The organism is Leisingera sp. S2M4 (assembly GCF_055398055.1).
This window is the reverse complement of sequence record NZ_AP040861.1, coordinates 2779406-2797488: the sequence shown is the minus strand read 5'-3', so window position 1 is coordinate 2797488 and position 18083 is coordinate 2779406. Positions and strand designations below refer to the sequence as shown.

The following is an 18083-nucleotide window of genomic DNA, read 5'->3' as shown; positions in this document are numbered from 1 at the left end:
AGAACGCCCGGCAACCAAAGGACATCTGAATGAACGATTTTCAAGCCGAAGACATTTTCCTCACCCTGCTGGCTGACAACATCCTCTACCTGCTGGGCGCGCTGCTGCTCGTCATCGTGGTGCTCAAGGGCATCCGCATCGTGCCCCAGTCGCAGAAGTTCGTGATCGAACGCTTCGGCCGCCTGCACGCGGTGCTCGGCCCCGGCATCAACTTCATCGTGCCGTTCCTGGACGTGGTGCGCCACAAGGTCTCGATCCTCGAACGCCAGCTGCCCAATGCCACCCAGGACGCGATCACCAAGGATAACGTGCTGGTCGAGATCGACACCTCGGTGTTCTACCGCATCCTCGAGCCGGAAAAGACCGTCTACCGGATCCGCGACGTCGATGGCGCGATTTCCACCACGGTGGCGGGCATCGTGCGCGCCGAGATCGGCAAGATGGATCTGGACGAGGTGCAGTCCAACCGCGCCCAGCTGATCGCCGAGATCAAGCGCAGCGTCGAAAGTGCCGTGGACGATTGGGGCATCGAAGTCACCCGTGCCGAGATCCTCGATGTGAACCTCGACCAGGCCACCCGGGATGCAATGCTGCAGCAGCTCAACGCCGAGCGCGCCCGCCGCGCCGAGGTGACCAAGGCCGAGGGCCAGAAACGCGCCGTCGAGCTGGCCGCCGATGCCGAGCTTTATGCCGCCGAGCAGACCGCCAAGGCCCGCCGCATCCAGGCCGAGGCCGAAGCCTATGCCACCGGGGTGGTGGCCAAGGCAATCGCCGACAACGGCATCGAAGCGGCGCAGTACCAGGTGGCGCTGAAACAGGTGGAAGCGCTGAACGCGCTCGGCAACGGTGACGGCAAGCAGACCATCGTGCTGCCCTCGGCCGCGCTGGAAGCCTTTGGCGATGCCTTCAAACTGCTGAAAGGCGGCAAGTGATGGCGGACCAGTTCTGGGCATTGTGGTGGGTCTGGGGCGCCGCGGCGCTCGTGCTCGCCATTCTCGAGGTCCTGGTGCCCGGTTTCGTGTTCCTCGGGTTTGCCATTGGCGCCGCGGCCGTGACCGCGCTGTTGCTGCTGGGCGGCGGCAGCATCGGCCTGTCGCCGCTGCTGCTGGTCTTCGCCGCCCTGTCGCTGGTGGCCTGGCTGATATTGCGGCGCCTGTTCGCCCTGCCCAAGGGGCAGGTCAAGACCTTTGACCACGACATCAACGACTGACAAACGCGCCGGCTGCCCCGCCCGGCGACACGCTGGGGGCAGCCTGCCCGGCCTGGAACAGGCCCTCACCTCTCGCACAGCCGGGGGTGTCAGAACCGGATACCCACCCCGGCCAGCAGCCCGTGGCTGACGGTATCGTGACGGAAATAGCCCGCCGTACCGCGCTGGCCGTCCTCGTAGTCTACACCAAGAGCGCGATACATCACGTAGACCGACGCCCGCTGCCAGCGGTCGAAAACGACCCCGCCGGTCGCCGACCAGCTGTGATCGCTCCCCCCAAGCCCGCCGATATCGCCCTCCAGCAGCAGGCTCAATCCCGGCCTCAGGCGGCGCTGCCAGCGCAGGCCGACGATCGCATCGCTCCAGTCGGCCCTGCGGCGCAAACTGCCGGGAGCCGCCTCCTGCACATCCACGTCCCAATGGCGGATGCCCCCGAACACCTCGAGGCGATCGCGGGCGCTGGCCGCCTCCGGGCCGATGCGGCCCAGCCGGTAGGTCACCACCGCCTCGCCGATGTTCTGGTCATAGTCGACCACCACGCCGCCCCCGCCGCGCCCATCGGCATCCTGCACCGTGTAGCGCAGCCGAAAGCCGAGGCGGCTGCGATGGCGCGCCTCGAACTCAAGCACGCCTCCGGCCCGCAAAGGGTCCAGCATATCGCCCGGATCAATCGACAGGTCGCGGCCCGGCAGCCCTAGTTCGGTGACCCCCTCCACCGACCCGGCCTGCACCATGGGTGTCAGCTGAAACTGCCAGATCCGTTCGGCCTCTGCGCGCTCCGCGGCCAGTCCCGAAGCCACGATCACCAGCGCCGCCAAGGCGGGCCGCTTCGCTCGCCGGGCTCTGGATTGGACAACTGGCATGGTCATGGCACCTCCCGGTGCGGCGGCGCAATCGTCTCGCCGGAGCCGCCCCGTGGCACCCCGTTGGCTCTTGCCCGCACGCATCCCCCGCGCCGCCTGGCCCGATTGCCTGCCGGTTCAGCAGGGGGGCCACAATCTAGTGCTGCAACCCCCTGAAATCAAATTCCCGTCACCCGCCAGACAGGAAGTTCCCGCCGCGCCGCCGCCACCACTGGACGCCGGAGCCGGTGTTTCCTATATAAACGGTCGGAAAACCAGACCGGAACACGCATGACCAACTCGTCCGAACCTCTCGAAGGTACCCCGCTGATCGCGCCCTCCTCCGTCGACCATCCGCTCTACGAAGCGGTGGCCGATGCCTGCCGCTCTGTCTATGACCCGGAAATTCCGGTCAATATCTACGAGCTGGGCCTGATCTACACCATCGACATCAGCGAAGAGAACGAGGTCAAGATCATCATGACCCTGACCGCACCGGGCTGCCCGGTTGCGGGCGAAATGCCGGGCTGGGTCGTCGATGCCGTCTCGCCGATCCCCGGCGTCAAGGATGTCGATGTGCAACTCACCTGGGAGCCGCCCTGGGGCATGGAAATGATGTCCGACGAGGCCCGGCTGGAACTGGGCTTCATGTAACCTGCGCCCCGGGCCGCGGTTCCGCCCGTGGCCTTGCGCGCTGCCGCCAGCTCCGCAGTCCGCTGCGGGGCCCGCCCCGCCTCCCCCCCCTTGAGCCAGCACCACCCCGCGCCTAAGTTAGACGTAACGCGCGAAATTTGGAGATCTCTCATGTTCGGCATCCCCGGCAAACAGGCGGTAACCATGACCCCCAAGGCAGCGGCCCAGATTGCCAAGCTGATGGAGAAAGACGGCCATGCCGGCCTGCGCATCGGCGTCAAGAAGGGCGGCTGTGCGGGTATGGAATACACCATGGAATACGTCGACGAAGCCGCCCCCAACGACGAGGTGGTGGAACAGGACGGCGCCCGTATCCTGATCGCACCGATGGCGCAGATGTTCCTGTTCGGCACCGAGATCGACTACGAAGTGACGCTGCTGGAAAGCGGCTTCAAGTTCAACAACCCCAACGTGGCCGAGGCCTGCGGCTGCGGTGAATCCATCAGCTTCAAGGAACAGCCCGGCAGCTGACCCGGCATGCCAGGGCCGGACACGGACGGGCGGGGTCTTCCCCGCCCTTTTTGCGTGCCGCCACAGGCGCGCAAGCGAATTGCGCCGCGCGCCCGCCGGTGTTACCTGTCTCCTCCAAACAGATCAGCGGAGGCTTTCCCCATGCGGCGCAAACTGGCAGCAGGCAACTGGAAGATGAACGGCACCGGCGCAAGCCTGGCAGAACTGGCGGACCTCGGCGAGCGTCACGCGGATCCGGCGGTCGACATCCTGATCTGCCCCCCGGCCACGCTCTTGTCGCGGGCGGCAGAGGCGGTTCAGGGCGGTGCCATCGCCATTGGCGCCCAGGACTGCCACGCCGAGGCCGCGGGCGCCCATACCGGCGACCTGTCCGCCGCCATGCTCAAGGATGCAGGCGCCAGCGCCGTGATCCTGGGCCACTCCGAGCGCCGCGCGGACCACGGCGAAAGCGATGCCCAGGTCCGCGCCAAGGCCGAGGCCGCCTTTGCCGAAGACCTGATCGCCGTGATCTGCCTCGGCGAGACGCTGGAGCAGCGCGAGGCGGGTGAAACACTGAAGATCGTTGGCGATCAGCTCGCCGCGTCGGTGCCGGACAGCGCCACTGCCGCCAATACAGTGATTGCCTATGAACCGGTCTGGGCCATCGGCACCGGCAAGGTGCCGACGCTGGAGCAGATCGGCGAGGTCCACAACTTCCTGCGCACCGAGCTGGTGCACCGTTTCGGTGCCGAGATCGCCGATGGCATCCGCCTGCTCTACGGCGGTTCGGTCAAACCCGGCAACGCGGGCGAAATCTTTGCCGTCGCCAATGTCGACGGTGCGCTGGTCGGCGGCGCCAGCCTGAAGGCCGCGGATTTTTCTCCGATCATCGAAACCCTGGAAAACGCCTGACCCACACGCAGAGGTGCAAACCTGTGCAGGCATGAAAAAACGCCCCGGTTTCCCGGGGCGTTTTTTTTGGGCACGAACATGTGCACCTAGTTGGTTATGATCTCCGGTCCCATCACCGCGTTCGGCAGCACCGTCGACAGCCAGGGCACGTAGGTAATCAGGATCAGGAAGACGAACAGCACCGCCAGGAACGGCAGGGCCGCCCGCACCACGGACATCATCGGCATGCCCGCAACGCCCGAGGTCACGAAGAGGTTCAGACCGACCGGCGGGGTGATCATGCCGATCTCCATGTTCACCACCATGATGATGCCCAGGTGGATCGGATCGATGCCCAGCTCGATGGCAATCGGGAACACCAGCGGCGCCACGATCACCAACAGGCCCGACGGCTCCATGAACTGGCCGCCGATCAGCAGGATCACGTTGACGACGATCAGGAACATGACCGGTCCGAAACCCGCCGACAGCATAGCATTGGCGATATGCTGCGGCACCTGCTCGTCGGTCAGAACATGCTTCAGGATCAGCGCGTTGGCGATCACGAACAGCAGCGTAACGGTCAGCTTGCCCGCCTCGAACAGCGTGTGCTTGGTGTCGCTGTGCAGGAACGCGGTCAGCAGCGCATGCGGCTTCTTCAGCAGCGATGTCTTGGCCTCGCCCTCACCATTGGAGAGCGGCCCCATGTCCTTGTAGACAAAGCTCGCGATGAAGAAGGCATAGACCGCCGCAACGGCTGCCGCCTCGGTGGGCGTGAAGATGCCGCCGTAGATGCCGCCAAGGATGATCACGATCAGGAACAGGCCCCAACCGGCCTCCCGGCCCGACGCGATGATCTCGCCCCAGCCCTTCCACTCGCCCTTGGGCAGGTTCTTCACCTTGGCCATCACGTAGATGGTCACCATCAGGAACAGGCCGGCCATCAGGCCCGGAATCACCCCCGCCAGGAACATCCGCCCGACCGAGACCTCGACCGCCGCGGCATAGACCACCATCACGATGGAGGGCGGGATCAGGATGCCCAGCGTGCCCGCGTTACAGATCACACCGGCTGCGAACTCCTTGGAGTAGCCCACCTGGCGCATGCCCGCGATCACGATCGAGCCGATCGCCACCACGGTTGCGGGCGACGACCCGGACAGGGCCGCAAACAGCATGCAGGCAAAGACGCCGGCGATCGCCAGACCGCCCGGCAGGTGGCCGACGCAGGCGATGGAGAAGCGGATGATCCGCCGGGCCACGCCGCCCGTGGTCATGAAGCTGGAGGCGAGGATGAAGAAGGGGATCGCCAGCAGGGTGAAATGGCCTTCGAAGGCTTCAAACAGCGTACCGGCGACCGACGCCAACGAGCTGTCGGAATAAATCAGCAGAAAGATGGTCGAGCTGAGACCCAGGGACACCGCGATCGGCACCCCGATCAGCAACAGGCCGATCACCATCGCAAAGAGGATTACCACTTCCATCAGTCATGCTCCCCGCGCTGCGCCTGCACTTCTGCAATTTCATCTTCGACTTCATGGCTGGCGACCAGCCGGTCGGCCTCGCCGCGGGCGATCTGGAACGCCGCCTGGATGAACCGGACCACCAGCAGCAGGGTCGACACCGGCAGCACCACGTAGGGCACCACCTTGGGCAGCTTCTCGTAGGAATCGCCGTAGTTGATCAGGTCTTCGAGAAACCGCAGGAAGCTCACCATCGGCACGTCCTGCACCTCGTAAAAGCTCTGGCTGCGGGCCTTCATGTCAAAGCCGGTCGGGAACCACCGCCCCGAGGTCGGCGGCAGGTCGGCGAACACCGCCCAGTAGTCATAGGCGCCCTTCAGCAGCAGCAGCGAGAACACGATGCAGCAGGCGGCGGCAAACAGCCCCACCGCCCGGCGTGCGCCCGGGTTCAGCATGTTGACGATGGCGTCCACACCCAGATGCGCATGTGCCTTCACCGCGTAGGACGCCCCCAGCAGCACCAGCCAGGCGAACAGGAACACGGTCAGCTCCAGCGCCCACAGGATGTTGGAATTAAACACAAAACGCGCGATCACATTGGCAAAGGTGATGATGGTCATCAGCCCCAGCAGCAGCGCGATCAGGGTTTCTTCGAGTGAATTGAGTAGCCCGGTTGGGCCGGTTCTTGCCCCCGACATGATAGTCCCCCAAATTTTTTGGATTGCTTGGTTGGGCCGCCGGTCAAAGCCGCGGCGCCGGGTGCAGGGCGCCCGCCAAGGGGCACCCTGCCTGTCTGAAATTCCGCGGGCCGGATTAGAAGCCTGCGTTGATCGCCTGGGCGGCGTCGATCTTGTCCTGGCCGACATCGCCTGCGAATTTCTCCCAAACCGGCTTCATCGCCTCGACCCAGACCGCGCGCTGCTCGGGCGTCAGCTCACGCACCACGCCACCGGCATCGATGATCGCCTGCTTGGCCTCGTTGTTGACCTTGGTGGATTCCGCGTTCCGCACCGCGGTCACCTCGTTCAGGATGGTCAGGAACTGCTCGCGCACCTCCGGCTCCAGGCTGTCCAGCCAGTCCACCGAGGTCACCACCAGGTAGTCCAGCACGCCGTGGTTGGTCTCGGTCACACCGTCCTGCACTTCAAAGAACTTCTTGCCGTAGATGTTCGACCAGGTGTTCTCCTGGCCGTCCACAACACCCTGCTGCAGGGCACCGTAAACTTCCGAGAAGGCCATCTTCTGCGGGCTGCCGCCGATCGCTTCCATCTGCGCGACCAGCACGTCCGAGGACTGCACGCGGAACTTCAGCCCGTTGGCGTCTTCCGGCGCCAGCAGCGGCTTGTTCGCCGACATCTGCTTCATGCCGTTGTGCCAGTAGGCCAGACCCTGCAGGCCGCGGCGCTGCATCGAATCCAGCATTTCCTGACCGGTCTCGGAGGCCTGGAACGCATCTACCGCCTCGATGTTCTTGAACATGAACGGCAGGTCGAACAGGCGGAACTGCTTGGTGAACTTCTCGAACTTGGAGAGCGACGGTGCCGCCAGCTGCACGTCACCCTGCAGCATCGCCTCCAGCACCTTGTTGTCGTTGTAGAGGGTGGAGTTCGGATAGACCTCCAGGCACATGGTGCCGTTCATTTCCTCGTTGATACGCTTTTCCAACAGCGACGCGGCGATCCCCTTGGGGTGCTTGTCGGTGTTGGTGACGTGGCTGAATTTCACCACGATCTCGCCGTCGTCGCAGGCAGCGCTTGCCGCACCAGCGGTCACGGTCAGCGCCATCGCGGTGGCGGCAGCAGTCAGCATCTTCATGTCATTCCTCCCAGAATTGCAGTGCTGTGTTCAGCAGCATGGCTGAAACCCGCACATAACATCCCAAGTTGCGAAAATCCGCTCAACAGTTGATTCGAGAATCACGTGACACGCCAATTTCATATTGTTTTTCAACGCGTTTTCCGGCCACCCCCGGAAACCCCCGCCAGCGGCTGCGCCCGCTGTGCGAAATCCCGCACAGGCCATTTCGGGCTTTGTGCGAAAATCCGCACAAATGTTAGCGTATGACATAAACCATCGTTTCACTGGCAGAATCGCTCTGCCCGGTCTTTGGGCGAATGCTCGCGCGGTGCCTGTTGCACATGCAGCGTACGCCGCAGTGTCCGCTCCTTAACCCGGTCTTGCGATACTGGCTTTCGTCGCGACACCGGTGCGGACTGACACCCCGCACCAACAGGAGAACCGGCCCCCTCAGACCACCTCCTCATTGGGTGCAGGGGTGACCCGCAACGAAGGCTTCAGCGGACATGGGGGAAACGCCCCCATCCTGCCTCCGCCCATGCGCCCCCTTTTATCGGGGGGAGCGGCGGCGCCGCCTCCTTTACCACCGGCAGCCATGCCGGATCAGAACGAGCCGCACGGCTCCCCCCTCTCTCCGCCTCAGCGGCGATAATCCTCGGGGCGGATGCCATAGCGGGCCAGCTTGTCATAGAAGGTCTTGCGGGGCAGCTTCAGGGCTTGCGCCGCCACAGCCGCGCGCCCGTTTGCCCGCCCCAGCGCCGCGATCAGCAGCGAGCGCTCCACCTGCGCCATCTGTTCCGCAAGGCCAAGCCCCGCGCTGGCCGCCGCCTCCTCGGGCATGCCCAGCACGAAGCGCATCGCCGCCGACATCAGGGACCGGGTATTGCCCGGCCAGTCTTGGGCCATCAGCGCCGCCAGATGTTCCTGGCTGATCTCCGGCGGCTGGATGCCCGCCTGTTCCGCCGCCTGCGCCACGTAGTGACGAAACAGCACCGGAATATCGCCGGGACGTTCCGCCAGCGAGGGGATGCGCACCCGCATCACGTCCAGCCGGTAGAACAGATCGGCGTTGAAGGCGCCCTGCTCCACCTGTCCGGCCAGATCGGCGCTGGACCCCGCGATCACCCGCGTGCCCGCGCCCTGTTCCAACTGCCCCAACAGCGCATATTGCGCCGCCTCGGGCAGGCTTTGCACCTCGTCGAGAAACAGCGAGCCCCCGGCGGCGTCCTTGCACAGGCTGACGACATCGGCCTGCCCCAGCCCGGCGGCGGCGCGTTTCACGAAGGGGCCCTGGCCGACCGGGGACATCAGGTGGATGACCTCTGCCACCTTGGAAATGCCGCTGCCCGGCGGCCCCGAGACCAGCACCTCGGCCCCGGTCGGGGCTACCGTGCGCACCCGGCGGCGCAGCGCACTGGCCTGCGGCGAGCTGCCGAACAGCATCCGCGAGGCCGGATCGCCGGTCTCCAGCTGCTGTTTCAGGCGGCGGTTCTCCAGCACCAGGGCGCGGGTCCGCAGGGCGCGCTCCAGCACCGGCAGGAAATCGGCGGCGGCACAGGGTTTTTCGAGGAAATCAAACGCCCCCCGCGACATCGCCCGGACCGCCATCGGAATGTCGCCCTCGCCGGTCAGCAGCACCACCGGCAACTCGGGGTCGACCTCATGGGCATAGTCCAGCAGGTGGAACCCGTCGCGCCCCGGCATCCGGATGTCAGAGACGATGATGCCGTCGAACTCCCGCGTGATCAGATCCTTGGCCGCCACGAAGGAACCCGCGGTGACCGCGTCCAGCTCGTTCAGCTCCAGCGTCTGCGCCAATGCCGCGCGCACCGCCGCATCGTCGTCGACCAGCAAAACCCTTCGTGTCATGCCGCCTCTTCCTCTTTCCAATATTCCAGCTCCACCGTGAACACCGCGCCGCGCTCAGCGTTGGAGCCGCGAATGTTGCCGCCAAAGCTCTGCACCAGACCGTAGGAAATGGACAGCCCCAACCCCATCCCCTCGGAGGAGCCCACCGCCTTGGTCGAATAGAACGGATCAAACACCTTTTCCGGCTCCTTCAGGCCGGGGCCGATGTCCTGCACGGTGACCGACAGCCGCGCGCCGCGGTGCACCTGCAGGCGGATCACCCGGTCCTCCTGGTCCAGCATCGCGTCCACCGCGTTGTTGATCAGGTTCACGAAGACCTGCGTCAGCCGCACCTCGCCGCCGCGCACGAAAATCTCTCCGCGCGGCGGCGGCGCCCAGTCCAGGCGCACGGAACACTCGCGCAGCCGCGTCTGGGTCAGCTCCACGGCGTCCTCCAGAACCTTGGCAAGGTCGACCTTTCCGACCGGCTCGCTCTCGTTGCGGGCAAAGGCGCGCAGGTTCTTGATGATCCGCGCCATCCGCGCCGCCATGTCGGAGATCCGCGCCAGGTTCTCCCCCGTGCGCTCGGCCTTGCCACGGGCGAGGAAGGCGGCGCCGTTCTCGGCATATTGCTGGATCGCCATCAAAGGCTGGTTCAGCTCGTGGCTGATGCCCGCCGACATCTGCCCCAGCGCCGACAGTTTTCCCGCCTGCACCAGGTCCTGCTGCGCGCGCTTCAAGGCGGCCTCCGCCTCCTCGCGCTCGCGCACCTCGCGGCGCAGCTGCACGTTGGCGGCAGACAGTGCCTCGGTGCGCTGCGCCACCCGGCTTTCCAGCACCGCATTGGCCTCGGCCAGGGTGCGGCGGCGCTCCATCACGAAGAACAGCATGGCCCCGAAGGCAAGGCACACCGCCGCCAGCGCCGCCGCCTGCAGCGCGGCGATCCGCCGGGCCGGCGCCACATCCACCAGGATTTCTCCGGTCATGCCGATCACCGGCAGCGCCACCGACAGATGCAAGGCGCGCGCGGGCAAATACGGGCTGCCCGCCAGCCGCCAGATCTCATGCGGGCCGATGTGCCATTGGGCCAGTACCCGGGGCCGACTCGCCGCCGCCCCCAGCCCCGGCCCCGGCCCCGCCGCGCCGCCCGCCACCGCCGCCTTGCGGTTCCAGAACAGCAGCTCGGACCGGTTGGCGATGAACACTTCGCCGCTGGCCACGGTAAAGAACACCGCCGGCAGGCTGCCGCGCCACGTCTGCTCCACGTCCTCGATATCCGCAACCACCACCAGCGCGCCGCGAACGCGCCCATCGGTGCCAAAGGCTGGGGCGGCGTAGAAATAGGCCCGCTGGTCGTCGGGCCGCAACACGCCATGGCCGGTGCCCAGCGCCCCCTGTTGCGCGCGCCGGAAATAGGCCTGGTCGGCCACGCTGCTGCCCACCACGCCCTCGGCTGCCGCCAGCACCCGGCCCGAGGAATCGGTGAAGAACACGTCCAGCGCCGCGGTCTTGTCCGCGATCGAGCGCAGCAGATCCGCTGCCGCCGCCCGGGCCACCGGCTCCGACAGGTCGCGCAGCACCGGGTGTTCCGCCGTCAGCACCGCCAGCTCCTGGTAGACTTCCAGCTGGGTGCTGACCCGGTCCGACGCCAGCGCCAGGTCGGCGGCGCTGCGTTCGGCCAGGCTGTCCAGCGCCTGCCGGTAGCCATAGGACCAGACCGCCAGCGCCAGCGCCGCGACGGCCAGCAGGAAGCCCACGGGCAGGCTCCAGCGGATCAGAGTTTGTGCTTTCATGCGGGCAAGTTAACAGCGCAGCCCTTGCAAAGACCAGCCATGCCGGCAAAATCACCCCATGCAGATCCTGTCCCAATCCCCGACCGATCCCGGCTTCGTCCAGAACCCCTACCCGTTTTACGCGGCGGCCCGCGCGCAGGGCCAGCTGCACCACTGGCAGGACTACGGCATGGTTGCCGCCTTCGGTCATGCAGCGGTGCACATGCTGCTGCGCGACCGCCGCTTTGGCCGCGAACTGCCACAGGAGATGCAGCAGCACGGCCCGGCCCATCTCGCGCCCTTCCTCGCCACCGAGGCGCATTCGATGCTGGACGCCGAACCGCCCCGCCACACCCGCCTGCGCAAGCTGGTGATGCGCGCCTTCACCTCGCGCGGGATCGCGGCGCTGCAGCCGGAGCTGGAGACGCTGTGCCACCAGCTGATCGACGCGTTCCCGGACCACCCGTTCGACCTTCTCGAGGCCTATTGCACCCAGGTGCCGGTGATCACCATCTGCCGCCTGCTGGGCGTGCCGACCGACATGGCGCCGCAGCTGCTGGACTGGTCGCACCGGATGGTGGCGATGTACCAGGCCGCCCGCACCGAGGCGACCGAACACGCCGCCGCCGCCGCGGCGCAGGCGTTCACCGACTTCCTGCGCGGCTATATCGACGCGCGCCGCGACGATCCCCGCGACGACCTCATCACCCGGCTGATCGCCGCCGAGGAAGAGGGCGAGACCCTGTCGACGGATGAGCTGATCGGCACCTGCATCCTGCTGCTGAACGCGGGCCACGAGGCCACCGTGCATTCGCTGGGCAACGGCGTGAAGACGATGTTGCAGCAGGGCTGGCAGGCCGAGTGGCTGGCGCCCGAGGGCATCGAGCGGCTGGTCGAGGAGATCCTGCGCTACGACCCGCCGCTGCACATGTTCACCCGCTACGCCTATGAGGAGGCAGAGGTTTTCGGCCATACCTTCCAGCGCGGCGAGCAGGTGGCGCTGCTGCTGGCCGCCGCCAACCGCGACCCCGCGATGCTGGAGGACCCGGAGCGGTTCGACCCGACCCGCCCCGCCAAGGTCAACAAGAGCTTCGGCGGCGGGCTGCATTTCTGCGTCGGCGCGCCGCTGGCCCGGCTGGAGATGCAGATCGCGCTGCCGATCCTGTTTGAGCGTTGCCCGGAGCTGAAACTGGCCGCCGCGCCGCAATACGCCAACACCTATCACTTCCACGGGCTGACCCGGCTGATGGTGACGGTCTGAGGCTACGCCCCGGCTGACCGCGCCGCTTGGGGCGCGGTCAGCCGGGGCCCGCCCCTTCCGGGGAGCGCGCGTGCTGCGGGCGCGGCCAGGGGATCAGACCGCCACGCTGTCCAGCGGAAGCATGGTGGTCGACTTGATCTCCTCCATCGACAACAGCGCGGTGACGTTGTGCACCTTCACCTCCGAGATCAGCGCCTGGTAGAACACGTCATAGGCCCGCGCGTTCTGCACCCGCACCTTCAGGATATAGTCGATATCCCCCGCCAGCCGGTGCGCCTCCTGCACCTCGGGGCGGTCGCGCAGGGCCTGCAGGAACTTTGCCTGCCACTCCGCCTCGTGCTCCGAGGTGCGGATCAGGACAAAGAAACAGGCCTCGAACCCCAGCGCCTCGGCATCCAGCAGCACCGTCTGCTGACCGATCACCCCCGCCTCACGCAGCTTGCGGATTCGATTCCACACCGGCGTCTTTGACGAGCCCACCCGGCGGGCGATTTCATCCAGAGACTGGCTGGCGTCGCGTTGCAGTTCAGCCAGAATTTTCCGGTCCGTGCCGTCGATCCGCACCGTCATTCCTGTTTTCTCCTTGTCTGAGGACCAATCAGCCCGGCTTCGCGCCGCGCAGAAACCAACGTTCTTATTTATCCGCCGATATAGCGTAATGGCGGGAATATTTCCTATATCTACAGCCAAGTCAAACACGCACCACAGAGGGTACAGGGATGTCCGCACCTACGACACATGCCGCTATTGCCACCGCTCACGTTCGCGGCGGCATGTGTTGCCTGGTTGCGGGCGAGGTTGCCTTTGCGGGCTCCGGTCCCGGCGACCCGGAGCTGCTCACCCTCAAGGTGCTGCGCGCCCTGCAAGAGGCCGATGTCATCCTGCATGACCGCCTGGTGTCCGACGCCGTCTTGGCCCTGGCAGGTCCGCAAGCCGCGCTGGAAAACGTCGGCAAGGAGGGTTTTGGCCCGCAGGTCAGCCAGGAGGACATCAACGCCCGCCTGGTGGCCCATGCCAAGGCCGGCAGGAAGGTGCTGCGCCTGAAGGCCGGCGATCCGACCATCTTTGCCCGCCTGGACGAGGAACTGTCGGCGCTGGAGGCGGCAGGCATCGCCAGCCAGATCCTGCCCGGCATCACCGCCGCCTCCGCCGCCGTTGCCGCCATCGGCCAGAGCCTGACCCAGCGCGGGCGCAATTCCTCGGTGCGGTTCCTGACCGGCCACGACATGAAGGGCTTTGCCGACCACGACTGGGCCGCGCTGGCGCGCCCCGGTGCAGTGGCCGCGGTCTACATGGGCAAGAAATCCGCCCGCTTCGTGCAGGGCCGCCTGATCATGCACGGGGCCGACCGCGCCATGCCGGTCACCCTCGTCGAAAACGCCTCGCGCCCCGAACAGCGGGTGCTGGAAACCACGCTGGAACGCCTGCCTGCCGACCTCGACGCGGCCGGGCTGGACGGTCCTGCCCTCACCTTCCTGGGGCTCGCGCCGCGCAAAGCGGCCGCCGCCCTCACCGATCTCAAGACGGAGCTTGCATAATGCCTCGCGCCTTTACGCCCAAAGTCATCACCGCCAACGACCTGCTCGAGGGCGACGTGATCTATTTCACCGCTGACGACACCTGGACCCGCGACATGTCCGAGGCCGAGCTGATCACCGATGAAGCCGAAGCCCAGCTGCGCCTGATCGAGGCGGAGAAGCAGAACCTCAAGATCGTCGGTGCCTACCTGGCCGATGCCAAGGCAGGCCCGAACGGCCCCGAACCCACCCACTTCCGCGAGGAATTCCGCCGCACTGGCCCCTCGAACTACTTCCACGGCAAGCAGGAGGCGCAAGCCAATGTATAAGTACAACGAGTTCGACGAAGCCTTCCTGGCAGAGCGCAACGCTCAGTTCCGCGCCCAGGTCGAGCGCCGCATCGACGGCTCGCTCACCGAGGAAGAATTCCGCCCGCTGCGCCTGATGAACGGTGTCTACCTGCAGCTGCACGCCTACATGCTGCGGGTGGCGATTCCCTATGGCACGCTGAACTCCGCCCAGATGCGGCAGCTGGCCCTGCTGGCCGAGAAGTGGGACAAGGGCTATGGCCATTTCACCACGCGCCAGAACATCCAGTACAACTGGCCCAAGCTGCGTGACCTGCCCGACATGCTGGACGCCCTCGGCGAGGTTGGCCTGCACGCGATCCAGACCTCCGGCAACACCATCCGCAACACCACCGCCGACCATTTCGCCGGTGCCGCCAAGGATGAGCTGATGGACCCGCGCCCCTATGCCGAGCTGATCCGCCAGTGGTCCACCGACCACCCGGAGTTCCAGTTCCTGGGCCGCAAGTTCAAGATCGCCATCACCGGCAGCCCCAACGACCGCGCCGTGACCAAGGCGCATGACGTCGGCCTGCGCATGGTGCAGCGCGACGGCGAGACCGGTTTCGAGGTCATCGTCGGCGGCGGCCTTGGCCGCACCCCGCTGGTCGGCAAGGTGCTGCGCGAGTTCCTGCCGCAGGCGGACCTGCTGCCCTATCTGGAGGCGATCCTCAGCGTCTACAACGTGCTGGGTCGGCGCGACAACAAGTACAAGGCGCGCATCAAGATCACCGTGATGGAAAACGGCATCGACACCTTCCGCGCCAAGGTCGAGGAAGCCTTCCTGACCCTGCGCGCCCAGTTCGACGGCACCGACCAGGCGCTGCTGGAAGACATCAAGCAGCATTTCGCGGCGCCCGACTTCCGCTCCGGCAGCACCGAAGCCTTTGACGCGGCCTATGACACCGACCCGGTGTTCCGCGCCTGGGCCGACACCAACCTGACCGAGCACCGCAAGGACGATCACGCGATCGCCACCATCTCGATCAAGGCGCATGGCGCCACCCCCGGCGACGCCACCGCTGAGCAGATGCGGGCGATGGCCGACCTGGCCGAGCAATACGCCTATGACGAGCTGCGCATCAGCCACCAGCAGAACGTGATCCTGCCGCATGTCCACAAGAACGACCTGCCCGCGATCCACGCCAAGCTGAAACAGCACGGCCTCGCGACCGCCAACGTCGGCCTGATCTCGGACATCATCGCCTGCCCGGGCATGGACTACTGCGCGCTGGCGACAGCCCGCTCGATCCCGGTGGCACAGGAGATCGCGACCCGCTTTGACGAGCTGAAGATGGAGCACGACATCGGCCATCTGCAGATCAAGATCTCGGGCTGCATCAACGCCTGCGGCCATCACCACGTGGGCCATATCGGCATCCTCGGGCTGGACCGCGCAGGGGTGGAGAACTACCAGATCACCCTGGGCGGCGACGCGACCGAGACGGCCGCCATCGGCACCCGCACCGGCCCCGGTTTCGCCTATGACGAAATCGTGCCTGCGGTGGAGCGCATCGTCGAGGTCTACATGGCGCAGCGCGAAAGCGCCGACGAGACCTTCCTCGAGACCTACCGCCGCATTGGCATGGAGCCCTTCAAGGCAGCCCTCTACCCAGAGGCCCAGAAAAAGGTCGCCTGACCATGTTCGACACAGCCGGAAAACAGCCCGCCGGGGGGGGCAACCCCACCCGCGACCGGGAGCTGGCCGCCAAGGCGGAGGCGCTGAACGCGCGCTTCCGCCACCACTCGGCCACCTCGGTGATGGAAGGCGCCTTGAAGGACGCAGGCCACATTGCGCTGGTCTCCTCCTTCGGGGCGGAATCGGTGGTGCTTTTGCACATGGCCGCGGTCATCGATCCGATGACGCCGGTCCTGTTCGTGGACACCGAGCTGCTGTTCACCGAAACGCTGATCTATCAGCAGGAGGTGAGCGAGCGGCTGGGCCTGCGCAACGTGCATATCATCCGCGCCGACGACATCGCCGAGAAAGACCCCTATGGCGCCCTGCGCTTCAGCGACAAGGACGCCTGCTGCACCCTGCGCAAGACCATTCCGCTGCAAAAGGCGCTGGCGGGCTATGACGGCTGGATCACCGGCCGCAAGCGGTTCCAGTCCGGCTCCCGCGCCGCGCTCGATTTCTTCGAGGTCGAGGATGGCACCGGGCGGCTCAAGATCAACCCGCTGGCCCATTGGGCGCCCGAGGACGTGCGCGCCTACATGGATGAAAACCGCCTGCCCCGCCATCCGCTGGTGGCCAAGGGCTACCCGTCGATCGGCTGCGCGCCCTGCACCAGCCCGGTCAAGGAAGGCGAAGACCCCCGTGCCGGCCGCTGGCGCGGTGAAAACAAGGAAGAATGCGGCATCCACGTGGTGGATGGCAAATTCGTACGCACAGGAGCGTAAGTGAGATGACTGTTATCGTGACCGACACGGGTTTTGCCCCCGACGACTGGACCGGCGGCTTTGACGGCGCCAACGTGCTGGAGCTGGCCTCTGACGCCGACCTGAGCGACGTGTCGCTGGACGGGGTGGAACTGGTGCGGATCCAGTTCCCCAGCTTCGCCGACGGCCGCGGCTTCACCCTCGCCCGGCAGCTGCGGCTGAAGGGCTACGAGGGCCGCCTGCGCGCCTTTGGCCATGTGATCGCCGATCAATACGCCATGGCCCGGCGCTCGGGTTTCGACGAGGTCGAGATCAGCGACGATCTCGCCGCGCGCCAGCCCGAGGACCAATGGCTTGCCCGCGCCAACTGGAAAGCGCATAGCTACCAGGCCCGCCTGCGCGGCAGCACCGCTGCCCGCTGAGCCAGCCCCCTTGCAACCGGGAAAACCCCGCACCCTGCCCCGGCGCCCGCGCCGCAGCGGGCAGGATTTGCGGAACAGGGGTTTTCCTGACCTGTATCAAAGACTAATCAGAGGTGCCGGCAGATCTTCCGGCAGTGCATGTGATGAATGAGATGACCGCCGTGACCGAGACCGCAACCACCGCCGCGCCCGAAAAGGCCAAACCGGCCCTGCCCGACGCCCAGACCGTGACCTCGGTCAAGCACTGGACCGACAAGCTGTTTTCCTTCCGGGTGACCCGCCCCGCCTCGCTGCGCTTCCGCTCGGGTGAATTCGTGATGATCGGCCTGATGAACGATCCCGACCCCAAGACCGGCAAGCAGAAACCCCTGCTGCGCGCCTACTCCATCGCCTCGCCCTCCTGGGACGAGGAACTGGAGTTCTACTCGATCAAGGTCGAGGACGGCCCGCTGACCTCCAAGCTGCAGCACATCCAGCCCGGCGACGAGATCATCCTGCGCCCCAAACCGGTCGGCACGCTGGTGCATGACGCGCTGCTGCCTGGTAAGCGGATCTGGTTCTTTGCCACCGGCACCGGCTTTGCGCCCTTTGCATCGCTGCTGCGCGAGCCGCAGACCTACGAGGATTACGACGAGGTCATCATCACCCACACCTGCCGCACCGTGGGTGAGCTGCAGTACGGCCGCGAACTGATCGAAAGCCTGAAGGACGACGAGCTGCTGAACGAGCTGATCGGCGAGGGCTTCTGGAAGAAGATCAAATACTACCCGACCACCACCCGCGAGGAGAGCCCCAAGATGGGCCGCATCACCGACCTGATGCGCTCGGGCGAGGCCTTCGCCGACCTTGGCGTGCCGCCGCTGAACCCGGACACCGACCGCGCGATGATCTGCGGCAACTTGGCCTTCAACCTCGAACTGAAAGACCTGTTCGAGAACACCTACGGGCTGGAAGAAGGCGCCAACTCCAAGCCGCTGCATTTCGTGGTGGAAAAGGCGTTCCTGGACTGATCCGGCACACCCGCGCCCCGGAACCAAGGCCGCCCCGCCCGGGCGGCCTTTTTCTTTGGCACCGGAGGGCACCGGGGGCGCGGCGGCATGCCTTGTTTTGGTCACGGTTTTGTCCGTGCCGCGCCTTGTCCCGTTTATCTTTTGTTGGGAATGTTTGCCTAATTCTGATGCTGACATC

19 protein-coding genes are annotated in these 18083 nt (G+C 66.0%); 12 read left to right on the top strand and 7 right to left on the bottom strand.

Features of this window, described 5'->3' with window-relative positions; translation table 11 throughout:
• The first annotated feature begins 29 nt into the window (after nt 1–29).
• Both ACZ52D_RS13565 and ACZ52D_RS13560 read left to right on the top strand, forming a co-directional pair.
• Nucleotides 30–932: an SPFH domain-containing protein gene (locus ACZ52D_RS13565; RefSeq protein WP_464441633.1), complete on the top strand. Its 903-nt coding sequence runs from the start codon at nt 30–32 to the stop codon at nt 930–932.
• Nucleotides 932–1210 (top strand): NfeD family protein, encoded by a 279-nt coding sequence (locus tag ACZ52D_RS13560; RefSeq protein WP_417472428.1) that lies wholly within the window; start codon nt 932–934, stop codon nt 1208–1210. Before ACZ52D_RS13565 ends, ACZ52D_RS13560 begins: the two co-directional genes overlap by 1 nt.
• Before the next feature lie 89 nt (nt 1211–1299).
• Here ACZ52D_RS13560 and ACZ52D_RS13555 read toward each other — a convergent pair whose 3' ends face one another.
• Nucleotides 1300–2079, bottom strand: a complete 780-nt coding sequence (locus ACZ52D_RS13555) for a hypothetical protein (RefSeq protein WP_464441632.1) — start codon at nt 2077–2079, stop codon at nt 1300–1302.
• A gap of 264 nt (nt 2080–2343) precedes the next feature.
• Between ACZ52D_RS13555 and ACZ52D_RS13550 the strand changes: the two genes are divergently transcribed.
• The 3 genes from ACZ52D_RS13550 to tpiA all read left to right on the top strand — a co-directional run bounded on the left by ACZ52D_RS13550 (nt 2344) and on the right by tpiA (nt 4107).
• On the top strand, nt 2344–2706 hold the full coding sequence (locus ACZ52D_RS13550; RefSeq protein ID WP_222453509.1) for an SUF system Fe-S cluster assembly protein: 363 nt from the start codon (nt 2344–2346) through the stop codon (nt 2704–2706).
• 150 nt (nt 2707–2856) lie between these two features.
• Nucleotides 2857–3216 carry a HesB/IscA family protein gene (locus ACZ52D_RS13545; protein WP_222453510.1) on the top strand — a complete coding sequence of 120 codons (360 nt, stop codon included), beginning with the start codon at nt 2857–2859 and terminating at the stop codon, nt 3214–3216.
• Nucleotides 3217–3357: 141 nt separating this feature from the next.
• Nucleotides 3358–4107 carry a triose-phosphate isomerase gene (tpiA, locus tag ACZ52D_RS13540; protein ID WP_222453511.1) on the top strand — a complete coding sequence of 250 codons (750 nt, stop codon included), beginning with the start codon at nt 3358–3360 and terminating at the stop codon, nt 4105–4107.
• A gap of 86 nt (nt 4108–4193) precedes the next feature.
• On the opposite strand, the gene ACZ52D_RS13535 is transcribed toward tpiA, so the two are convergent.
• The 5 genes from ACZ52D_RS13535 to ACZ52D_RS13515 form a co-directional block, all read right to left on the bottom strand.
• The gene (locus tag ACZ52D_RS13535) at nt 4194–5570 is read right to left on the bottom strand and encodes a TRAP transporter large permease (RefSeq protein ID WP_222453512.1); all 1377 of its coding nucleotides are present in this window, start codon (nt 5568–5570) and stop codon (nt 4194–4196) included.
• Nucleotides 5570–6247, bottom strand: a complete 678-nt coding sequence (locus tag ACZ52D_RS13530) for a TRAP transporter small permease (RefSeq protein ID WP_222453513.1) — start codon at nt 6245–6247, stop codon at nt 5570–5572. The genes ACZ52D_RS13535 and ACZ52D_RS13530 overlap by 1 nt, the downstream gene beginning before the upstream one ends.
• 115 nt (nt 6248–6362) lie before the next feature.
• On the bottom strand, nt 6363–7364 hold the full coding sequence (locus ACZ52D_RS13525) for a DctP family TRAP transporter solute-binding subunit (RefSeq protein ID WP_222453514.1): 1002 nt from the start codon (nt 7362–7364) through the stop codon (nt 6363–6365).
• A 621-nt stretch (nt 7365–7985) separates the two neighbouring features.
• Nucleotides 7986–9215 (bottom strand): sigma-54-dependent transcriptional regulator, encoded by a 1230-nt coding sequence (locus tag ACZ52D_RS13520; protein WP_369924442.1) that lies wholly within the window; start codon nt 9213–9215, stop codon nt 7986–7988.
• Nucleotides 9212–10987 (bottom strand): sensor histidine kinase, encoded by a 1776-nt coding sequence (locus ACZ52D_RS13515; protein WP_464441631.1) that lies wholly within the window; start codon nt 10985–10987, stop codon nt 9212–9214. Before ACZ52D_RS13515 ends, ACZ52D_RS13520 begins: the two co-directional genes overlap by 4 nt.
• A gap of 58 nt (nt 10988–11045) precedes the next feature.
• Between ACZ52D_RS13515 and ACZ52D_RS13510 the strand changes: the two genes are divergently transcribed.
• Nucleotides 11046–12227, top strand: a complete 1182-nt coding sequence (locus ACZ52D_RS13510; protein ID WP_464441630.1) for a cytochrome P450 — start codon at nt 11046–11048, stop codon at nt 12225–12227.
• A 93-nt stretch (nt 12228–12320) separates the two neighbouring features.
• Here the strand turns inward: ACZ52D_RS13510 and ACZ52D_RS13505 are convergent, their stop codons facing one another.
• Entirely contained in the window at nt 12321–12797 is a 477-nt protein-coding gene (locus ACZ52D_RS13505) for an Lrp/AsnC family transcriptional regulator (RefSeq protein ID WP_222453518.1), read from the bottom strand.
• A 203-nt stretch (nt 12798–13000) separates the two neighbouring features.
• Between ACZ52D_RS13505 and cobA the strand changes: the two genes are divergently transcribed.
• From cobA to ACZ52D_RS13475, 6 genes are all read left to right on the top strand, one after another.
• Nucleotides 13001–13765 carry a uroporphyrinogen-III C-methyltransferase gene (cobA, locus tag ACZ52D_RS13500; protein WP_464441629.1) on the top strand — a complete coding sequence of 255 codons (765 nt, stop codon included), beginning with the start codon at nt 13001–13003 and terminating at the stop codon, nt 13763–13765.
• On the top strand, nt 13765–14073 hold the full coding sequence (locus tag ACZ52D_RS13495) for a DUF2849 domain-containing protein (RefSeq protein WP_222453520.1): 309 nt from the start codon (nt 13765–13767) through the stop codon (nt 14071–14073). Before cobA ends, ACZ52D_RS13495 begins: the two co-directional genes overlap by 1 nt.
• On the top strand, nt 14066–15730 hold the full coding sequence (locus ACZ52D_RS13490; protein WP_464441628.1) for a nitrite/sulfite reductase: 1665 nt from the start codon (nt 14066–14068) through the stop codon (nt 15728–15730). The genes ACZ52D_RS13495 and ACZ52D_RS13490 overlap by 8 nt, the downstream gene beginning before the upstream one ends.
• Before the next feature lie 2 nt (nt 15731–15732).
• Nucleotides 15733–16494, top strand: a complete 762-nt coding sequence (locus ACZ52D_RS13485; RefSeq protein WP_222453522.1) for a phosphoadenylyl-sulfate reductase — start codon at nt 15733–15735, stop codon at nt 16492–16494.
• 5 nt (nt 16495–16499) lie between these two features.
• A complete protein-coding gene (locus tag ACZ52D_RS13480; protein WP_222453523.1) occupies nt 16500–16895 on the top strand; it encodes a DUF934 domain-containing protein in 396 nt (131 codons plus the stop codon).
• Nucleotides 16896–17038: 143 nt separating this feature from the next.
• Nucleotides 17039–17905, top strand: a complete 867-nt coding sequence (locus ACZ52D_RS13475; RefSeq protein WP_464441627.1) for a ferredoxin--NADP reductase — start codon at nt 17039–17041, stop codon at nt 17903–17905.
• Nucleotides 17906–18083 lie beyond the last annotated feature (178 nt).

Coding starts and splice junctions, on each gene's coding strand:
- ACZ52D_RS13550 (WP_222453509.1), top strand. CDS start 2,344: ATGACCAACTCGTCCGAACCTCTCGAAGGTACCCCGCTGATCGCGCCC.
- ACZ52D_RS13560 (WP_417472428.1), top strand. CDS start 932: ATGGCGGACCAGTTCTGGGCATTGTGGTGGGTCTGGGGCGCCGCGGCG.
- ACZ52D_RS13495 (WP_222453520.1), top strand. CDS start 13,765: ATGCCTCGCGCCTTTACGCCCAAAGTCATCACCGCCAACGACCTGCTC.
- ACZ52D_RS13480 (WP_222453523.1), top strand. CDS start 16,500: ATGACTGTTATCGTGACCGACACGGGTTTTGCCCCCGACGACTGGACC.
- ACZ52D_RS13545 (WP_222453510.1), top strand. CDS start 2,857: ATGTTCGGCATCCCCGGCAAACAGGCGGTAACCATGACCCCCAAGGCA.
- ACZ52D_RS13565 (WP_464441633.1), top strand. CDS start 30: ATGAACGATTTTCAAGCCGAAGACATTTTCCTCACCCTGCTGGCTGAC.
- ACZ52D_RS13520 (WP_369924442.1), bottom strand. CDS start 9,215: ATGACACGAAGGGTTTTGCTGGTCGACGACGATGCGGCGGTGCGCGCG.
- tpiA (WP_222453511.1), top strand. CDS start 3,358: ATGCGGCGCAAACTGGCAGCAGGCAACTGGAAGATGAACGGCACCGGC.
- ACZ52D_RS13525 (WP_222453514.1), bottom strand. CDS start 7,364: ATGAAGATGCTGACTGCTGCCGCCACCGCGATGGCGCTGACCGTGACC.
- ACZ52D_RS13555 (WP_464441632.1), bottom strand. CDS start 2,079: ATGACCATGCCAGTTGTCCAATCCAGAGCCCGGCGAGCGAAGCGGCCC.
- ACZ52D_RS13490 (WP_464441628.1), top strand. CDS start 14,066: ATGTATAAGTACAACGAGTTCGACGAAGCCTTCCTGGCAGAGCGCAAC.
- ACZ52D_RS13485 (WP_222453522.1), top strand. CDS start 15,733: ATGTTCGACACAGCCGGAAAACAGCCCGCCGGGGGGGGCAACCCCACC.
- ACZ52D_RS13515 (WP_464441631.1), bottom strand. CDS start 10,987: ATGAAAGCACAAACTCTGATCCGCTGGAGCCTGCCCGTGGGCTTCCTG.
- ACZ52D_RS13510 (WP_464441630.1), top strand. CDS start 11,046: ATGCAGATCCTGTCCCAATCCCCGACCGATCCCGGCTTCGTCCAGAAC.
- ACZ52D_RS13530 (WP_222453513.1), bottom strand. CDS start 6,247: ATGTCGGGGGCAAGAACCGGCCCAACCGGGCTACTCAATTCACTCGAA.
- ACZ52D_RS13505 (WP_222453518.1), bottom strand. CDS start 12,797: ATGACGGTGCGGATCGACGGCACGGACCGGAAAATTCTGGCTGAACTG.
- ACZ52D_RS13535 (WP_222453512.1), bottom strand. CDS start 5,570: ATGGAAGTGGTAATCCTCTTTGCGATGGTGATCGGCCTGTTGCTGATC.
- ACZ52D_RS13475 (WP_464441627.1), top strand. CDS start 17,039: ATGAATGAGATGACCGCCGTGACCGAGACCGCAACCACCGCCGCGCCC.
- cobA (WP_464441629.1), top strand. CDS start 13,001: ATGTGTTGCCTGGTTGCGGGCGAGGTTGCCTTTGCGGGCTCCGGTCCC.